The sequence below is a fragment of the Chryseobacterium indologenes genome (assembly GCF_018362995.1).
GTDB classification, from domain to species: Bacteria; Bacteroidota; Bacteroidia; order Flavobacteriales; family Weeksellaceae; genus Chryseobacterium; species Chryseobacterium indologenes_G.
The window spans coordinates 1,756,896-1,774,288 of record NZ_CP074372.1 but is presented as its reverse complement, the minus strand read 5'-3'; the positions used below and the strand labels follow the sequence as shown (position 1 = coordinate 1,774,288).

The window sequence follows — 17,393 nt, the reverse complement described above, 5'->3', positions numbered from 1 at the left end:
CTAAATTAGTAGACTAATAAAAAAGTATATGATATTTTTATTTTATCTGTTTGATATTTAATGGTTTAATAAATTTTTCAAAATGTTAAAAAATGATAAAAAAATAATCTTTTAATCTATGAATTAAAGTTAATACAATAAGTCTATTGTTTTTGTAGACTTTTTATTTATTTTATAACACACGCTCTATCTGATCTGGAAGATTGACGGGGAAAATTTTTGTACAGGATTAGTTTTGGCTAAGGAGAAGATAGATCCGGTGAAATCTTCTTTACATGCATTTCGGAATTTTACACCAACAAAAAATTAAAGAAATGAATATTGTTTTAACAGGTTCCATCGGGAACATAGGAAAACCACTTACAAAAGAACTCGTAGAAAAAGGACACTCGGTAACAGTGATCAGCAGTAATGAAGAAAGAATAGCTGCTATAGAAGCGCTGGGTGCAAAAGCTGCTATAGGAAGTATGTTTGATGCAGACTTTCTCACCAAAACATTTACAGGGGCAGATATTGTGTATTTAATGGAAACAATGGAAGCAGCGGGAGACATGTTTGATAAAAGCATTGATTTTATTGGAAAGATTAGTGAAATCGGCAACAATTACAAAACTGCTGTGGAACGTTCTAGAGTGAAGAAAATTATCCATCTCAGCAGCATTGGTGCCCATACAGATAAAGGGACAGGGATTATTGTCTTCCATCACCATGTAGAACAGATTCTGAAACAATTACCGGATGATATTGCGATTAAATTCATTCGTCCTGTTGGTATTTATTTCAATATGTTTTCGTTCATCCCTACGATAAAAAACAAAGGGGTTATTATTTCCAATTGGGGAGGTGATCAGAAAGAGCCTTGGGTTTCTCCGTTGGATATTGCAGATGCTGTAACGGAAGAAATGGATAAACCTTTTATGGGCAGAGAAATACGCTATGTAGCCAGTGATGAGGTTTCCCCTAATGAAATTGCAAAAGCTTTGGGAGAATCAATCGGTAAGGCAGATCTGGAATGGAAAGTGATTTCAGACCAGGAATTATTGGAAAACTGGCTTCACATCGGTTTCAATGAGCAGATAGCCAAAGGTTTTGTAGAAACACAGGCAAGTCAGGGAAGCGGAATTCTGTATGAGGATTACTATCAGCATCAGCCTGTCCTGGGGAAAGTAAAACTGGCAGATTTTGCGAAGGAATTTGCTGTTGCTTACCACAAAGAGGAAGTGTGAAATATTGAACCATCAATGTCACAAAAGCTTTAAATATTTAAGTGAGCCTGGGAGGATATCCTTATGCAGAGTAAGTTTACATAAGGTTTAAGCATCTCCGATTTTTTATAAGTTAATCACAAAAATCTATGCTCCCTGTGGTTTAACAACTTGTAAAACAATTTGTAATTTTATAGATATGGAAAGACGGGTTACCAAAAGAATAAAAACCATTACAGAATTTCACCGTTCAAGAGGATTACCGCCTCCTGAGCATCCGCTCATCAGTGTCATTGATTACAAAGATGTTAAACGTCCTGCTGATATCGGAGAAGTTAATTGGATGCTGGATTTTTACCAGATCTCTTTGAAAATAGGAATGAACGGAAAACTGAAATATGGCCAGCAGGAATATGATTTTGATGAAGGAACTCTGTTTTTTATTTCTCCGAATCAGGTTTTCAGAATTGAAGCAGATTCCGGTCTGAAGGAGAAGCAATCAGGCTGGATGCTGTTGATTCACCCTGATTTTCTGTGGAACACTTCATTAGCAAAAACCATAAAACAATATGATTTTTTCGATTATTCTGTGAATGAAGCTTTGTTTCTTTCCAAAAAAGAGGAACTTACGATCAATGGAATTATAGAAAATATTGAACAGGAATATCATGCAGTGATTGATAAATTCAGCCAGAATATTATCATCTCCCATATTGAAACACTGCTCAGTTATTCTGAAAGATTTTATGAAAGGCAGTTCATCACCAGAAAAATAACCAATCATACCATCCTGAACCGTTTAGAAACTTTATTGGCGGATTATTTCAATGATAATGATCTGGTATCAAAAGGATTGCCCACCGTTCAGTTTACAGCCAAAGAACTTGGAATTTCACCCAATTACCTTAGCCGGCTGCTAACGACTCTTACCGGGCAAAGTACCCAGCAGTTTATCCATGACAAGTTGATTGAAAAAGCAAAAGAAAAGCTTTCTACGACAGAGCTCTCAGTAAGTGAGATTGCTTATGAACTGGGCTTTGAGCATCCGCAGTCCTTTACAAAACTGTTTAAAAATAAAACCCGGCTTTCTCCGCTGGAGTTCAGAGCTTCTTTTCAGTAGAACATAAAAAAATTCAGACAGCATTATTGTGATCAATGATGCTGTTTGGCTGTAATACCTGTTTTGTTGTATTTGTTTCGATATTCAATAGGAGATAAACCCGTGATTCTTCGGAATATTTCCCGAAAGGCTTTCACATCAGAATACCCCGTTTCATACATCACTTCATTGATGGTTTTCCGGGAAACTTCCAGTTCTTTTTTCGCAGATTCTATCTTTACCCTTTGTTGATACTCAAGAGGTGTATTGCCGGTTGCTTTGATAAACCTGCGGTCAAAGCTTCGCCTACCGACCGTCAGTTTTCTGGATAGCTCTTCCATGGATATTTTCTCAGAGAAATTCTTTTCAATATATTCCTGGGCCTGGATAATCATTTCATCACCATGCGATTTCTGTCCGTTAAAGATGATGAAATCCGACTGTGTTTCCCTGTCAATATCAATCTGAAATATCTTGGAACAATAAATAGCCGTTTGCCTGTCATAATATTTTTCAACCAGATAAAGAAGAAGGTTTAAGAAAGAATAGCCTCCGCCGTTCGTATAGATCCCATGCTCATCCGTAATGATTTTTTCAGCCCTTACATTCACTTTCGGAAACAGCTTTTTGAAATTGGCCACCGTATTCCAGTGGATAGAACAGCTTTTTGAATCCAGAAGCCCTGTGGAAGCCAATATATAAGCTCCTGTACACATGCTGGCTACATCCGATCCGTTTTTATACTGGTCTGATATCCAATCGACAAGTGCTGTGTTTTGATCTTCTATTTTTGTGAAGTTCGGAGCAATGGCAGGGATCACAATCAGATCGGTTTTCCGGATGGCTGCAATATTTTTTTGTGGGATTACGGTAAGCAAGCCATTTACAAAATCAGAATGCTCAGAAACTCCTGCCAGTTCGATGGTGAAAACCATATCTTTATTATTATGGCTGTAATACCTGTTGGCTTCCGTAAAAATATGATAGGTCCCTATAATGCAGGATAATGTATTGGGAGCTGTCTGTGCATCGGGAACTAATATGGTTAAATGTTTCATATCGCAAAATTTAAAGGTGAATAAATTGTGCCGGCTGTAACCTCATCTGTGTCATACAAATATAACAAAATAAGATGTCCGGATCAACCTCTTATAATGTCTATTTTACACCCCTTACAGGTCTTTCTATGTTCTTACCTTTGAATAAGTAAATAAGATAATACAATCCGAAAGGATTGTTGAAAAATAATGAACACTAAAAAACAAAATAATAGTATGAAATCACAGGATTTTACAACAAGTATTACCGTTGATGCCTCGCCACAGCAGGTATTTGATGCCGTTAATAATGTCCGGGGCTGGTGGTCTGAAAATATTGAAGGATCTACCTCTGTGCTGAACAGCGAATTTGCCTATCATTATCGTGATGTCCACCGGTGCAGAATAAAAATTACAGAAATGCAGCCCAATACCAGAGTGGTATGGCATGTTCTGGATAATGATTTTAATTTCATTGAAGATAAAACAGAATGGGTAAACACTCATATCATATTTGACATCCATAAAAAAGATGGAAAAACAGAACTGACATTTACTCATCAGGGGTTGGTTCCTGAAGGTGAATGTTACGAAGTCTGCCATGACGCCTGGACCCATTATATTCAGGACAGCCTGAAATCTCTTATCGCCACAGGGCAGGGTAAGGCAACTCCCAAAGAAGATTTTACACCAGCAGATCATCAGAAAGAAAACACAGATACAAAAAGCATTTATCACAGATTGCTCATTACTGTCCCAGTGGAAAAAGTATATGAAGCCATTACTACCCGGGAAGGATTAGCCGGATGGTGGACCCCGGATACAGAGGCAAAAGCAGAGATAGGCAGTATCCTGAGATTTGGGTTTGGTCCTGATTATTTTAAGAATATGGAAGTTGTCGATCTGAAACCTTATAGCCTGGTGAAATGGCGCTGTATCAAGGGGTTTGAGGACTGGGTAGGTACTATACTTACTTTTGAGCTGGAACCGCATAAGAAAGGATGTATTTTATTATTCCACCATGATGGCTGGAAATCGTACAATTCAGAATTTGCATCCTGCAGCTTTGACTGGGCTTTATTTTTCAGAAGCCTGAAATCTCTTTGTGAAACAGGAAAGGGCTTCCCATATCCGGAATTTGATAAAATAAATTAATGTGGTACTTCACAATAATCCGGTTCTGATGGTCAAAACATCTAAAAATAGATACCTGTTATAATTTTAATAAGAAAAATAATAAAATAAGGCTGTTTCACAAAGAAGGCAGCCTTTTTCATGAGATTGTTTTTGTAACTCAATGAATTGCATTTGCAATAGACTTTGGAAAACTCCTTCTGAAATTTAAAAAATTGATATTTCTCATCATTCTTAATGGAATTGGTGTTCTTTTACAGGAAAATTAATTATATTTTTGATAATTATTTACCTGCACAATTCTTTATCCGAAGCGGTAAAGCATAACGATTGTAAAAAACCACGCCAACATTATGATGAAAAAATACCTTACATATATAGCACTTTTGGGAGCACCTTTCTTTTGGGGACAAAATAAAGGGACCGAAATATCTCCTTACCAGCAGAACTGGAAATCCTTAGAGAAGGAAAATCAGGAAATGGCATTTGATGCTGATATAAAACTGTCTGATGCTGAAACTGCTTTGGATAAAAAGATCTTCCAAGCCCGTAAGCAGTTTCTGAGTGATACAGAATCCAAAAAAATATCTTTATACAACAGCTCTTTCTATGAAGTAAGACCATTAATAGAAGGCAGTAAGCTGTATGAAATGCTGCAGACCATGCCGAAAGGTGGTTTGCTGCACACCCACAGCGGTGGGATCACAGAGGTGGAATGGATCATTTCAGCTGCCAGAAAATACCAGGAATGCTATGTGTACGATCAGAAAGACAATGATCAGTTCATTTTCGGACAGCTGGCTTTTTTTGAGAAAGGAAAAGTGCCCAACGGATTTGTCAGCCTTGATAAAAAACTAAGCTCAAACCCGGGTTTTGAAAAAGAACTGCAGGATCTTCTTACGCTGAAACGCAATAATTTATGTTCTTACACAGATTATTGGATTGAATTTGAAAAACGTTTCAAACGTATCAATCTGCTGCTTCCTTATCGTCCTTTCTTTAAAGAATATTATTTGAAAGGCTTTCAGGATTTGATCAAAGATCAGGTACAGCATGTAGAAATCAGATATATTTTTGATGAGCTTTATGATTTCAAGCACGGGAAATACCCTTTGAATACTTCCATCACAGATCTGCAGGATATCCTTAAAGAAATACATAAGACAAATCCGCAGTTTACCCTGAAGCTGATTTATTCAAGCTTTAAATTCCTGGATAATGAAAGTATCGGAAAGCAGCTGGAAACAGCTTTTCAGATGAAGAAAGAATTTCCGGATATGATCTCAGGTTTTGACCTTGTAGCAGATGAAGCTGCAGGACATAATATCAATTTTTTTGAAAAAAGCTGGGCAAAGCTGAATGAGCTTAACAAAAAGTACGGCGTAGAAATGCCTCTTTTCCTGCACGCCGGAGAAAGTAATTCCGCTCTCAATAAAAATGTTCTGGATGTGGCTTTATTAAACAACAAAAGAATTGGGCATGGACTGAATCTTATTTATTTTCCAAAAACAATGGAGCAGATCAGAAAACAGAATAAACTGGTTGAAGTAAGTCCCATCAGTAATCAGGTTTTGGGATATGTAAGTGACCTGAGAAATCACCCGGCCAGAGTATTATTAAGCAACGGAATACAGTGTTCCATCAGCAGTGATGATCCTTCCGTATACGGATATACAGGGCTTAGCTACGATTTCTGGGTAGCACTGGTATATTGGGAACTGGATGTAAAAGCGTTGAAAAAGCTGGTTTTTAATTCCATTAATTATTCTTCTCTGAATGAAAGTGAGAAAAAGAAATCAGTAGCTTATCTGACTCAGCAATGGAATGATTTTGTCCAAAAAACAAATCAGAAATTAAACTAACCGAGGTAGGCTTTCCTGAAAAAATAAAATCGCATTATTGACTTAATAATGCGATTTGTCTTTTAATTGATCATTAAAAGTTACTTTTTTAACTTTGATCTGGATAATTCCTTTTTGACCATAGCACCCAATTTTGACGGACTTACTTTGGTTAGCACCAGCGATTCACAGCCATTGAAGACCGCAAAACGTTTTACGGTTTCTACAAAAGGTGTCAGCCAGACTTCAGGAGCTATAGTATGGTTTTCAATATGCAAATGGATAAGCTCAAACTTTTTTTCCTTTCTGTGCGCTTTACAATCCACTCTTCCGATAAACTGATCTCCAAACAGGATCGGCAGACAGAAATAACCATACTGTCTTTTTTCTTTCGGGGTATAGCATTCCAACCGGAAATCAAAATCAAAAATCTGCTTGATCCGGTCACGGTGAATAATAGAATTATCAAACGGTGACAGCAGCCATACATTGGAAGCAGCTATATCAAAGCTTTTTTCCAGCAGATCATTCTTAACAAAAACAGGATTTCCTCCATCCACCTTGATTTTCGAGATCCTATCTTCTTCCAGCATAGTTTGTAATACTTTACTGACATTCTTCTTCAGGTCATTTCCATTCCGAAGATGGGTAATCTGCTTCACTGTCGTAAATCCATAAGCACGCAGATTGGTTGTTACCAGATATTCCGCCAGCTCCAGTGGAGTAGGTTCTGTAGTATTAATGGATGCGGGGAGAACTCTTTCGGCTAGATCATATGTTTTCTGCATACCAGAACGTCCGCTGATCATCAGGTCTCCCTGCATGAAAAGTCTTTCAAGAGCGAGTTTGGCAGGTTTCCAGTTCCACCAGGTTCCGGCTTTATGGCTTTCATTTTCAAAATCTCTTGCCCGTTTAGGACCTTCGTTGCGAATGGTGTCTGTGACATATTCCATCACCTTTGGATCTGCATTATAATAGCGGGATTCTCCCCGTTTGATCGTCAGCATTTGAGGTAATACATACCGGAAATCTTTCATCGGAAGATAGGATGCAGCGTGAAACCAATATTCAAATACCTTGCGTTCCTCCACAAGATCTTCAAGATAATCTGCTTTAAAGTCCGGGATTCTGGTCCATAGCGTATGATGATGGGCACGTTCCACCATAGACAAGGTATCAATCTGTATATATCCGAGATGTTCCAAAGCATGAAGAACCGCATCTTTTCCGGTTCCGAACGGTGTATTTTGTGTTAATCCCTGACTATATAATGTTGCAAGCTTTAAATGCTCCGGTGTCAACTTCTTTTCCATATGTTAAATTCAAAGAAAACGGGTTTGAGATCTTTTTTCAAATATAATGATTTGACTGAATAGCGGTAAGGGGAAGAATCAGTTGTTCTGGCGGTTATCCCTTTTTAATTCTCTTTCAATTTCATCTACATAAGGTAAGGGAAGATGAAAGCTTTCTTCAATATATTTTCTGATATTTTCATCAGTTTTTCCGTTTACCTTTCTGATAAAAAGTTGATTTCCGGATTTTAAGGATTCAATATAATTGGATGTATCCTGTGTATTTTGAAAAATTGATTTCTCAAGTACCGCTCTTTTATCATCATTGATGATGATATCACTAAATGAAGTATTCATAAGAACAGTCTGAAAGAAGGACTCTGCCGGTAAAAAAGTATGAAGATAATAATCTTCAAAATCCATTATGCTGGTATTATTGGTTAAAAATGCACAGGTTTCTCTTGTGAAAATAAACCATTTTCCGCCGATAAAAGGGATCACATCATTCATGAATGCTCTTTTGCGGATAAAAGAGGAGATCACATGGGTCAGTTCTGTAAAATAATTTTGTATTCTTTTCAGGGTATCCGGTCTGTAAAATTTTTGGTCGTAATAAAAAAGGTAATTTCTGTCTTTATGGGCGGAAAGGAATTGTCTGATAATGTTTTGTGATTTCAGGGGATAGTCCTCTCCGCTCAGATTAATAAAATAATCCCATTCTTGGCTTACATTTAAGAGAAATTCCATAGCATTCAACTCAGCCTGAACCATATTGAAACCTCCTGAAACAATATTCATGCTGTCCAGAATATAGACATTGGGAAATTGAACTGCATATAGCTGTATTTCTTCAATGAAATCGGGTTTGGCCTTTCTGTCAATATGAATAAGATAAAACTGATCCCTTGTATAAATCTTCTTAAACATATCCTTAAATACTTCAGATTTATGATGTACCATAATAAAATAAGCAATCCTTACATGTGAGCCTGTATGTGATTCTAGTGCTTTGGGATAAGGTTTTGTTATAGGATCAGAAGTCTGCATGATTCGGAGTTTAAAATTATCCGCGTCAGCAAACAATTTATTAATTGCTAGAAGGTAAGAATAATTTTTTGATAATCAATCAATTAAATAGGATTGTGTTTATTTTTTTTATTGTAAGTTTGCAGAACATTTATAAAACAGGTCACTGCCTTTGCTATTCTGTAATAGTCTAAAATCTCATTTTTTTCTTTCAGTTTTGCTTTTTCAGCTACCAATTTATAGTCTTCATTCCCCGGCAGGGATCAGAGATTATAAAGTTCTATTGTAGAGGAGCGATACGTCATGGCTGGATAATCCCTAATATGTTAAGGATATTATTGTAGCCAAAACAGGAAAAAGATGAGCCAGAGAAAAATATTCTTTATTGTTTATCCTTACCATACACCAATTCAAATTCTGATCAACAGATTTGTTTACAAAATACCGGAAGGCCGGAATTTATAATGAATTTTAAAAATTTAAATCTAATCAACCCAATTATCCGTGCAGTGACAGAAGCCGGATATTCCAGGCCTACTGAAATACAGTGCAAAGCAGTTCCGTCTATTTTAGCAGGAAGAGATGTTGTAGGATGTGCACAAACAGGTACAGGAAAAACAGCCGCATTTGTTATGCCTATTTTGCAGCTGCTGAAAAGACATACCCAGGAACATAAAGAAATACGAATTTTAATACTTACACCAACACGGGAGTTGGCTATGCAGCTAGAAGAAAATATTGGAACTTACAGTAAATACTTACCATTGTCTCAATTTTCCGTTTATGAAGGTATTCCCATTGGAAGCCAGCTTGCAGCACTCAGAAAAAGAGTAGATATTCTTGTGGCAACACCGGGAAGACTGCTTGCTTTAGAGAATCAGAGACATATTGACCTTTCCAAAATTGAAATATTTGTCTTAGATAAAGCAGATAGGATGCTTGATATGGGATTTATGAATGAAGTGAAAAAAGTTTTAAAACTGCTTCCCCAGAAAAGACAAAACCTGTTTTTTTCTACAGCAATGCCCGGAAGCGTAAAGCATTTTGCCGGAACAATTCTGAACAATCCTGTGGAGATTATTGTCAGCCCGGTTTCTTCAACAACAAAGAAGGCCGAGCAGTCTATTTGTTTTGTAGAAAAAGAAAAGAAAGAAGATTTGCAGACAGATACACTGCAGAAAAAAAATATAAAATCACTGGTTTTTGCACGTACTAAACACGTAGTCAATAAACTGGTCAGGCAGCGGTAGAATTTCCGGATATTTCTGAAACCTGTGTTCACAGGATCGGATGAACCGGCATAGAAAGAACTGCTATTTTTTTAATAGAAGCTGTAACGTTTACAGACTATAATACACAATTTTTAATAATAATTACAATGCAAGAAGGCACCGTAAAATTTTTCAATGAAGCAAAAGGCTTCGGTTTTATTACTCCAGTAGATGGAAGTAAAGATATATTTGTACATTCTTCAGGATTAACTACAAGAGCGATCCAGGAAAATGATAAAGTAGTTTTTGATGTACAAAAAAGTGATAAAGGCTTAAATGCTGTTAACGTAAAGTTGGCATAATTAAAGTCTTGTTTGCAGGAATATTACAATAATATTCCTTCCCATATTAAGTCTCATATTTTTTATATTTTTTTATGGATTCAAAATCCATAGAACATAGTATCTGGATCTATTGTTTGAAAAAACTTGGACGTAATTTAAGTTACTTTTTATTTTCGTTAGCCTCTTACTTTATGTGAGAGGTTTTCGGGATTTGAAAGTATAAGAATGGTAATTGGATCAGATATTGATAGACTGCTATTGAATGTCTGAAAAATATAAAAAATATACAGACTTGGTATAAAGTTATTGTAAAGTTGATGACAGCTGTACATATTTTAATCCCTCAAAAGGTTCAGAAAATAATATGATTATTATTAATAATTTTAATGAGTATAGGTCTCTTGAAGGACAGATGATAGGCATTTCTGCCTGGCATACAATAGATCAGGATCAGATCAACAGATTTGCAGATGCTACTTTAGACAATCAATGGATTCATACAGATAAAGAAAGGGCAGAAAAAGACGGTCCTTTTAAATCAACCATTGCTCATGGTTATTTGACATTATCATTGATTCCTTATCTCTGGAAACAGATTGCAGATGTTCGAAATGTAAAAATGGAAATCAATTACGGAATTGAGAACCTTAAATTCGGAGATGCTGTTCCGGTAAATAGTGAGGTAAAGCTGCAGGCAATGGTAAAATCAGTAATCAATCTCAGGGGAACTGTAAAAGCAGTAGTTGAAGCCAAACTGCTCATTAAAGATCATATAAAACCTGCTTATACGGGCGATGTGGTTTTCCTTTATCATTTTAAAGATTGATTTTCTTGTGAGTGGGAAAGTTGTTAATATTTAGTGTTTTATAAATAAAAAAGTACCATTGAGTTCAATGATACTTTTAGCTTTTTGCTACCTGTTCAGTATATTTATAAAACAGATGTCCATGTATTTTTTAATGGGTAATTGTTATTTCATGGCATTCAAACTATTATGTAGATCTTACTGTTTGTCTTTGATTTCAGGAAGCGTAATTTCTTTGTTATAAAGGAGATTAACCACATTTTTTATGAAGTCCTCCTTCTTAATCCGTTCTCCATTGGTATTATAAGCGATGGAGAGATCTGCCTCCTTATTATAGATGAGAATGGCGTGTGATCCTAAGGTATCTCCGCCATGACCGTAAAATGTAATGCCGTCAAAGTCCCAGATTGCCATTCCTCTTCCCCAGTTTTCTTTTCCCAGTACAGGCTCCATCAGTTTCAGTGTTTCTTTTTTCAGAATGACATTATGGAATAAACTGTTGATGAAAATATTCAGATCATAAGGTGTTGAGGAGATATCACCCACGCCAATTACATTCAGAAAGTCTATTTCATCTTTCAACATGCTCCAGGAATTGTTTTCATAACGATAAGGAAGAAATGTATTTTTTTGATGGGCTTTGAAAGGCGTTAAATTTTTTAACCGGAGAGGTTTTATAATTTCTGATTGTACGATCCTGTAAAACGTTTTTTCATATTTTGTTTCGAGAATTTTCTTTAAAAGATAATAAGCAGAGTTAGAATAGGCTACCTTTTCACCCGGCTCAAAACTCTTCCCCTGTTTGATGATCAGATCCATGATCTCTTTGTCATTCACTTTTCCGGTAACCCATACTTCTCCATCTTTCACCACATAGCTTCCCAGCCCGCTGGTATGCTCTAACAGATTTTTAATGGTAATTTTATCAGAGTTGGGAATCTCCGGATAAAACTCAGAAAGTTGAGTATTGAGAGTCAGTTTGTTTTCTTCAATTAATTTGAAAATTAAAACAGCTGTAATCATTTTGGTCACAGAGCCTACCTGATATTTAGTATCCTTATGATAAGTTAATTCCGGGATGTTTTTTTGTCCGAAATTTTTAGAATAAACCTCTTTGCCGTTTTTAAAAATCGATAAACTGCCCACTCCCAGATTATTCTTTTCAATATAACTGAAGTATTGATCTAATTTTTCCGGATTGATGGTTTGTGAAAAAAAATAACTGGAAATAAAAAGAAGTACTAATGTGATTTTAATGTTCATGATGAGTCTTTGTGGTTAGTCATTTATAAAACAACCGGATGAGTAAGAATATTACATCGTATGGCGTTTCTATCCTCCAAAGCTCAGTTAAGTGTTTAAAAGCTCTTGTAGTTTTGCTTCAGCTTAAAGATCCTCAATTCGCCTACAAAGGTCTGCGATTAGACTACAATTTCAGGAGACAGGCTTTATAATTTTGCTTTATCAAAAAAACATTTTAAAATTATGATACAGCAAAATAGAATCTGGTTTATAACCGGAGCATCAAGAGGTTTCGGACGCATCTGGACTGAGGCAGCGTTGGAACGTGGTGACAAAGTGGTGGCCACCGCAAGAAGACTGGAAAGCATTGCCGATTTTAAAGAGAAATACGGTGATAACGTACTTACTTTAGCATTGGATGTTACCCAGCCTGAGCAGGTAAAAGAAGCCGTACATACAGCCCACCAGCATTTCGGGAAGCTGGATATCGTACTGAACAACGCAGGATATTCGCTGGTAGGAACTATTGAAGAGGCAGGTGCAGATGAAATCCGAGCTTTATATGAAACCAATATTCTGGGTCCTGTAAGTGTCATTCAGGCGGTATTGCCGATTATGAGAGAACAGGGATACGGGCATATTCTGGGGACATCAAGCAATCTCGGACACGTTACATTGCCAGTGATTGGGTATTACAGTTCTTCCAAATGGGCTTTTGAAGCCATCCATGAGAGTCTTGCGGAAGAGATCAAACAATTCGGGATCAAAGTGACCATTATAGAACCGGGAGCGTATGCTACAGAATTTGGAAGTCAGGACTCACTGAAATTTTCCCAGAACATGGAGGTGTACAATGACTTTAAGACGGAGTTTATAAAGACCATTCAGTCTTATGAGAAAGGAGACCCTAGAGCGACGCCAGAAGCGCTTTTCAAAATGGTAGATGCTGAAAATCCGCCGTTGCGTTTCCATCTGGGAAGTCATAACCTTCCTTTGGTGAAGTCTGTATATGCAGAAAGAATCAATCTCTGGGAAGCGTGGGACGAAGTTTCCAGCGCAGCGCAGGGATCATAATAAACAGTAACAGCCGGTTATAAAATTATAGCCGGTTTTTCGTACCTTTAAAATACCATTTATGAAAAAGACAGATCAAACTCCGTTCAAATTTGAATCATTATCAGAAGCCAGCCGGTTTTTCGGACTGCCAACCCCCAAGCATCCTCTCATTAGCTTAATGAATGGGGCGCACAATCTGGTGGCAACAGATAAACTGTCTCAAAAACATGTGTTGAGTTTCTATAAAATATCCTATAAACCCAAACTGGACGGCAGGATAGAATACGGACAGGGCTACTACGATTTTAATGAAGGCGGACTGCTCTTTGCGGCACCCGGCCAGGTGATAGGAGGGAACGGAAACAGTGATACCGTCTGTTCACAATATTCTCTGCTCATACATCCTGACTTCTTTTTGGGATATCCCATCGCCAGGAAGATAAAGCAATATGGTTTTTTCTCCTATTCTACGAAAGAAACCCTGCACCTTTCTGAAGAAGAGAAAAATACGGTACTTTCTATCTTTAATTTTATTGAATCTGAACTCAACAGCCGTATTGACGACTTCAGCCATGATGTGATGATCTCTCAGATAGAATTGCTCCTTAACTATGCCAACCGTTTTTATAAGCGCCAGTTTATCACCCGTAAAGCTACTAGCAGCAGTCTTCTGCAAAAATTTGAAGATTTGCTGGATGGATATTTTAAAGATGAAATGTCTCTTAATCAAGGAATACCTACAGTAAGTTATTTTGCAGAAAACCTCCATCTTTCACCCAGCTATTTAAGTGATATGCTGCGTTCTTTAACGGGGCAGAGTACCCAGCAGCATATTCATGACAAACTGATCAGCCAGGCCAAAGAAATGCTTTCCACCACCAGCCTGTCTGTAAGTGAAGTGGCGTATGCACTGGGATTTGAGCATTCCCAGTCGTTCAGTAATTTATTTAAAACAAAAACCAAGCTTTCTCCTTTGGAGTTCAGGAAGTCTTTCAATTAATCTTGACTGTACATGATCTGCATTAACGGTCGAGTCTGTAAATAAATTCTTCGATCTCCGTTTGTCTGGCATTGGCAAAGCCTTTATCTGTACCTATTTTGACAAAACCACAGTTTTCCAGCACTTTTTGCGAACCCAGATTGTCAAAAGCAACGCGTCCGAAAATTGGCCTTGTGGTTTCAAGAGTGAGAAAATCTTTCAATGCTGTTGTGGCAACCCCTTTTCCCCAGAAAGGCTTATCAATCCAATAGGTGATTTCTGCATCCCCTTCCATGATAAATTTGGCAATACTTCCGGCGATCTCATTACCTGCCATAATTGTCTGATTGTTGATAGTAGGATCAGCCAGCAATCTTGTGAACTTCGCCAGATAAGCTTCTTTATCGGTGGAATCTTTTGACATAAAGGCTGCCAGATGCCTGGCTTCAGGCTCAAGCTGAAATTCAAATAGGATATCCAGATCCGCTACTGTGGTTGGTCTGAGTTGTATTTCATAACTACTGTTTTTCATGTTAATGGGTGTGTTGGTTGATCTTCAAATATAATTAAATACTGGGATCAAAATGTATCGGGGGTTCGAATCCCTTCCTCTCTGCAAGATTTGATGAGGGTTCGAATCTCTTCAACTTCATGAAAAGTAGGGAAGTGGTTGTTATGTCAGTAGTTTATTGAGGTTAGCAAAAAGATCTTTATCCCTTTACCCCTTCAGAAGTCCCTCGAACCACTATGATAAGGGGCTAGCCCCTCTTTGATAAGTCCCTCGAGCCCCTTGTGTAACACCCTTTACCCCCTTATACAACCCCCTATACCCCCTTACCCAAGGGGGTAGATACCCTTACTTAAGAGGCTAGACACACTTGCTCAAAGGGGTAGAGGCTGTTCCGAAGTCCCTGGAGAGGGTATGATAAGTGGGTAGAGCCCCTTAGATAACGGTCTGGAGGCAGTTTATAGGTTTCGGGACACACTTATATCATTGTCAATATGCACTTATCTAAGTGTCTGTAGACAGTTCTTTAAGTGGTCAGAGTGACTTGGGAAGAAGCTGAAGATATTTCTGTAAGTGGTTCCGGACACATAGGTAAGTGGTGCAGATTATTTTTGAAGGTGTTGCAGACAGTTTGGAAAATCCTTCCGGATACTTGTGGAAATGTCCGGAGGCTCTTTGAAAGTGCTTTCAGCCTTTGTATTTGAATTCTATGTTTTTAAGAAAGCACTGAACCAGCTTGGTTAATAATATTCAAATACTCTTTCTATTTTTTGTTGTATTGCTCCCTGATCATCCACTAATTCTTCATAAATGGAGTTGGCTTGCGGATCAAGTTTTACATTCTTATAAATGAGCTTAGATTTTTTTTGCTTAGTGGCATCTTCAAGAAGTGTTTCACTTCTCATTTCATTGATGTAAGTGTAAAAAATAGTGCTGTTAACCGGGGTTTCAAAGAAATTTCCGGTTTCTTCTGTTTTTATAAGACGGTTATTTTTGTCGAAATAAAACAGCTTGCTAAGAGATATATTGTGAACAGAATCTTTTGAAACTCTTTTGTACAGAGAATCCGAAACTTTTTCAAACCAGCCTGTAGTTTCTATCTTCTTATTTCCAGGATTAAAGGCTTCAAAATAGCGTTTGGCTTTGTCCTTTGAATGGTAGGTGATGATTTTATTGATAGACCTTTCATGAGAAGGTCCGCTTCCGATAGCATTGTAATATTCTATTTTTGTCAGAAAACCCTCTTTGTCATAATAAGAGATATTTTTATAGCTATTCTCCGGTGAATAAGTGATAATCTCTGTGATGGTTTTGGGATGCCCGGAATAGTTAGAAAACTTCAGGTCATTAATGATAGATTTTTCCTGACCACTTACAAGAGCATATAACAGAATAAACAGATAGCTAAGTGTTGTTTTCATATGGTAAGTGTTGGGGATGTTCTATAATTTCAAATATAGGGAACTCTCTTCAATATTGGAAAATAGAACAGGGTTTTGTTTGAAATAGAATCTCCTGATACTGCAGTGATGTAGATTATTCTAATGAAAAAAAACTTTATATCGGGTTTTTAGAATGTTTGATCTATAACATTAAAAGGACAAGAAAGGGTTCTTGCGGGAGCTGGTACAGTTACTTATATTCTGATTTTACGGTTTTCCACAATTCCTCCATATCACTATTATTTAAATTTGAAAAAAAATTAGAAGCATTAAAAAATAGAATAATCTACAAAAATTAACTAAAACTATTTTGTAACTATGATAACTTTTGCAACAATCCTAATATGTTTATTTATTGTATTTCTAGTAAATAGCATAATAATAAAATCTAAACGAAATAAGCTTCCCAATAATACTGAAGCTGAAAATCTGAAATCCACAGAAAAATCTAGGCAAATAGTATTGATTTTTGGATTGGTAATGACTTTTATTTCAATTTTTTATGTGAATACTTTTTATAAATCAAAAGAAGAAATATTGACTGAAAAAGAAAAGAAGGATGAATTAGATAAAATTTCTGCTAAAAAATTAGCCGAAGACAACGAAATTGAAATTTTAAACCAACATGATATCCCTATCAAAGGTTTATCTGATGAAGTTAAAAATGCTTATTCAATATTAAAATCACAAAAATATTTTGTTGATACTGAAATTATAAGATTTACCGGACTTGCTAAAAAATCTAAAGGATCTGAATTTGAAAATAGGGTTATAAAAACCAGAGATTCATTAGTGAAAAATGAAAATGCAATTGGTAAAAAACAGAGTGCTGATTTTAATAAGAAACAATTGGCGGAAGAATCTCAAGCACGTTTAAAATATGGAGAAGATTTTAGAAATTTGTTACTTGATAGAAGCTTAGATATTAAGGTTAAAGTTTTTGGAAAAGATAATAAAAAAATTAAACTAACATACGTTCTTTTTAATGATGTATGGTTTAGGAAATTTGAAACGTTGGGCTATTTTGATATGATACACGAAAAAGGGTTTACACATATTGAATTATCAGATGGATATGGGTATGGAAAAGGAGTGCAATACGATAACTAAAGTTAATCAAACTACTGAACTATGTAGCAACCGAGTGATTTGCTACCAGAAGATTCATAATG

The 17,393-nt window shown here is 36.6% G+C and carries 16 protein-coding genes; 10 read left to right on the top strand and 6 right to left on the bottom strand.

Annotation, left to right across the window (positions count from 1 at the left end):
- Positions 1–314: 314 nt before the first annotated feature.
- Positions 315–1,226: an SDR family oxidoreductase gene (locus tag DYR29_RS08010; protein WP_213280040.1), complete on the top strand. Its 912-nt coding sequence runs from the start codon at positions 315–317 to the stop codon at positions 1,224–1,226.
- Between the two features lie 178 nt (positions 1,227–1,404).
- Entirely contained in the window at positions 1,405–2,325 is a 921-nt protein-coding gene (locus tag DYR29_RS08005) for an AraC family transcriptional regulator (RefSeq protein ID WP_213280039.1), read from the top strand.
- Positions 2,326–2,357: 32 nt separating this feature from the next.
- On the opposite strand, the gene DYR29_RS08000 is transcribed toward DYR29_RS08005, so the two are convergent.
- A complete protein-coding gene (locus DYR29_RS08000) occupies positions 2,358–3,362 on the bottom strand; it encodes a GlxA family transcriptional regulator (RefSeq protein ID WP_213280038.1) in 1,005 nt (334 codons plus the stop codon).
- A 216-nt stretch (positions 3,363–3,578) separates the two neighbouring features.
- Here DYR29_RS08000 and DYR29_RS07995 point away from each other — a divergent pair, with 216 nt between their 5' ends.
- Both DYR29_RS07995 and DYR29_RS07990 read left to right on the top strand, forming a co-directional pair.
- Positions 3,579–4,496 (top strand): SRPBCC family protein, encoded by a 918-nt coding sequence (locus DYR29_RS07995; protein WP_213280037.1) that lies wholly within the window; start codon positions 3,579–3,581, stop codon positions 4,494–4,496.
- A gap of 332 nt (positions 4,497–4,828) precedes the next feature.
- Entirely contained in the window at positions 4,829–6,337 is a 1,509-nt protein-coding gene (locus tag DYR29_RS07990) for an adenosine kinase (RefSeq protein WP_213280036.1), read from the top strand.
- Between the two features lie 80 nt (positions 6,338–6,417).
- On the opposite strand, the gene DYR29_RS07985 is transcribed toward DYR29_RS07990, so the two are convergent.
- Entirely contained in the window at positions 6,418–7,629 is a 1,212-nt protein-coding gene (locus DYR29_RS07985) for a winged helix-turn-helix domain-containing protein (protein ID WP_213280035.1), read from the bottom strand.
- 78 nt (positions 7,630–7,707) lie between these two features.
- Positions 7,708–8,655 carry a beta-1,6-N-acetylglucosaminyltransferase gene (locus tag DYR29_RS07980; RefSeq protein WP_213280034.1) on the bottom strand — a complete coding sequence of 316 codons (948 nt, stop codon included), beginning with the start codon at positions 8,653–8,655 and terminating at the stop codon, positions 7,708–7,710.
- A gap of 443 nt (positions 8,656–9,098) precedes the next feature.
- Here DYR29_RS07980 and DYR29_RS07975 point away from each other — a divergent pair, with 443 nt between their 5' ends.
- The 3 genes from DYR29_RS07975 to DYR29_RS07965 all read left to right on the top strand — a co-directional run bounded on the left by DYR29_RS07975 (position 9,099) and on the right by DYR29_RS07965 (position 11,015).
- Positions 9,099–9,884: a DEAD/DEAH box helicase gene (locus DYR29_RS07975; RefSeq protein WP_249413651.1), complete on the top strand. Its 786-nt coding sequence runs from the start codon at positions 9,099–9,101 to the stop codon at positions 9,882–9,884.
- A gap of 128 nt (positions 9,885–10,012) precedes the next feature.
- Entirely contained in the window at positions 10,013–10,207 is a 195-nt protein-coding gene (locus DYR29_RS07970) for a cold-shock protein (protein WP_213280033.1), read from the top strand.
- 346 nt (positions 10,208–10,553) lie between these two features.
- Positions 10,554–11,015 (top strand): MaoC family dehydratase, encoded by a 462-nt coding sequence (locus DYR29_RS07965; protein ID WP_213280032.1) that lies wholly within the window; start codon positions 10,554–10,556, stop codon positions 11,013–11,015.
- Between the two features lie 177 nt (positions 11,016–11,192).
- Here DYR29_RS07965 and DYR29_RS07960 read toward each other — a convergent pair whose 3' ends face one another.
- Positions 11,193–12,257: a serine hydrolase domain-containing protein gene (locus DYR29_RS07960; protein WP_213280031.1), complete on the bottom strand. Its 1,065-nt coding sequence runs from the start codon at positions 12,255–12,257 to the stop codon at positions 11,193–11,195.
- A 222-nt stretch (positions 12,258–12,479) separates the two neighbouring features.
- Between DYR29_RS07960 and DYR29_RS07955 the strand changes: the two genes are divergently transcribed.
- On the top strand, positions 12,480–13,310 hold the full coding sequence (locus tag DYR29_RS07955; RefSeq protein WP_213280030.1) for an SDR family NAD(P)-dependent oxidoreductase: 831 nt from the start codon (positions 12,480–12,482) through the stop codon (positions 13,308–13,310).
- Positions 13,311–13,371: 61 nt separating this feature from the next.
- Positions 13,372–14,292, top strand: coding sequence for a helix-turn-helix domain-containing protein (locus tag DYR29_RS07950; RefSeq protein WP_213280029.1), 921 nt, complete (start codon positions 13,372–13,374; stop codon positions 14,290–14,292).
- A 22-nt stretch (positions 14,293–14,314) separates the two neighbouring features.
- Here the strand turns inward: DYR29_RS07950 and DYR29_RS07945 are convergent, their stop codons facing one another.
- Both DYR29_RS07945 and DYR29_RS07940 read right to left on the bottom strand, forming a co-directional pair.
- A complete protein-coding gene (locus DYR29_RS07945) occupies positions 14,315–14,803 on the bottom strand; it encodes a GNAT family N-acetyltransferase (protein ID WP_213280028.1) in 489 nt (162 codons plus the stop codon).
- 716 nt (positions 14,804–15,519) lie between these two features.
- Complete coding sequence (locus DYR29_RS07940; protein WP_213280027.1) at positions 15,520–16,200, bottom strand: hypothetical protein; 681 nt, start codon at positions 16,198–16,200, stop codon at positions 15,520–15,522.
- A gap of 339 nt (positions 16,201–16,539) precedes the next feature.
- Between DYR29_RS07940 and DYR29_RS07935 the strand changes: the two genes are divergently transcribed.
- A complete protein-coding gene (locus DYR29_RS07935) occupies positions 16,540–17,331 on the top strand; it encodes a hypothetical protein (RefSeq protein WP_213280026.1) in 792 nt (263 codons plus the stop codon).
- Positions 17,332–17,393: the final 62 nt, after the last annotated feature.

Bases quoted from the DNA above. Each gene is read 5' to 3' on its own strand.
- DYR29_RS08010 (WP_213280040.1), top strand. From the start codon at position 315: ATGAATATTGTTTTAACAGGTTCCATCGGGAACATAGGAAAACCACTT.
- DYR29_RS08005 (WP_213280039.1), top strand. From the start codon at position 1,405: ATGGAAAGACGGGTTACCAAAAGAATAAAAACCATTACAGAATTTCAC.
- DYR29_RS08000 (WP_213280038.1), bottom strand. From the start codon at position 3,362: ATGAAACATTTAACCATATTAGTTCCCGATGCACAGACAGCTCCCAAT.
- DYR29_RS07995 (WP_213280037.1), top strand. From the start codon at position 3,579: ATGAAATCACAGGATTTTACAACAAGTATTACCGTTGATGCCTCGCCA.
- DYR29_RS07990 (WP_213280036.1), top strand. From the start codon at position 4,829: ATGATGAAAAAATACCTTACATATATAGCACTTTTGGGAGCACCTTTC.
- DYR29_RS07985 (WP_213280035.1), bottom strand. From the start codon at position 7,629: ATGGAAAAGAAGTTGACACCGGAGCATTTAAAGCTTGCAACATTATAT.
- DYR29_RS07980 (WP_213280034.1), bottom strand. From the start codon at position 8,655: ATGCAGACTTCTGATCCTATAACAAAACCTTATCCCAAAGCACTAGAA.
- DYR29_RS07975 (WP_249413651.1), top strand. From the start codon at position 9,099: ATGAATTTTAAAAATTTAAATCTAATCAACCCAATTATCCGTGCAGTG.
- DYR29_RS07970 (WP_213280033.1), top strand. From the start codon at position 10,013: ATGCAAGAAGGCACCGTAAAATTTTTCAATGAAGCAAAAGGCTTCGGT.
- DYR29_RS07965 (WP_213280032.1), top strand. From the start codon at position 10,554: ATGATTATTATTAATAATTTTAATGAGTATAGGTCTCTTGAAGGACAG.
- DYR29_RS07960 (WP_213280031.1), bottom strand. From the start codon at position 12,257: ATGAACATTAAAATCACATTAGTACTTCTTTTTATTTCCAGTTATTTT.
- DYR29_RS07955 (WP_213280030.1), top strand. From the start codon at position 12,480: ATGATACAGCAAAATAGAATCTGGTTTATAACCGGAGCATCAAGAGGT.
- DYR29_RS07950 (WP_213280029.1), top strand. From the start codon at position 13,372: ATGAAAAAGACAGATCAAACTCCGTTCAAATTTGAATCATTATCAGAA.
- DYR29_RS07945 (WP_213280028.1), bottom strand. From the start codon at position 14,803: ATGAAAAACAGTAGTTATGAAATACAACTCAGACCAACCACAGTAGCG.
- DYR29_RS07940 (WP_213280027.1), bottom strand. From the start codon at position 16,200: ATGAAAACAACACTTAGCTATCTGTTTATTCTGTTATATGCTCTTGTA.
- DYR29_RS07935 (WP_213280026.1), top strand. From the start codon at position 16,540: ATGATAACTTTTGCAACAATCCTAATATGTTTATTTATTGTATTTCTA.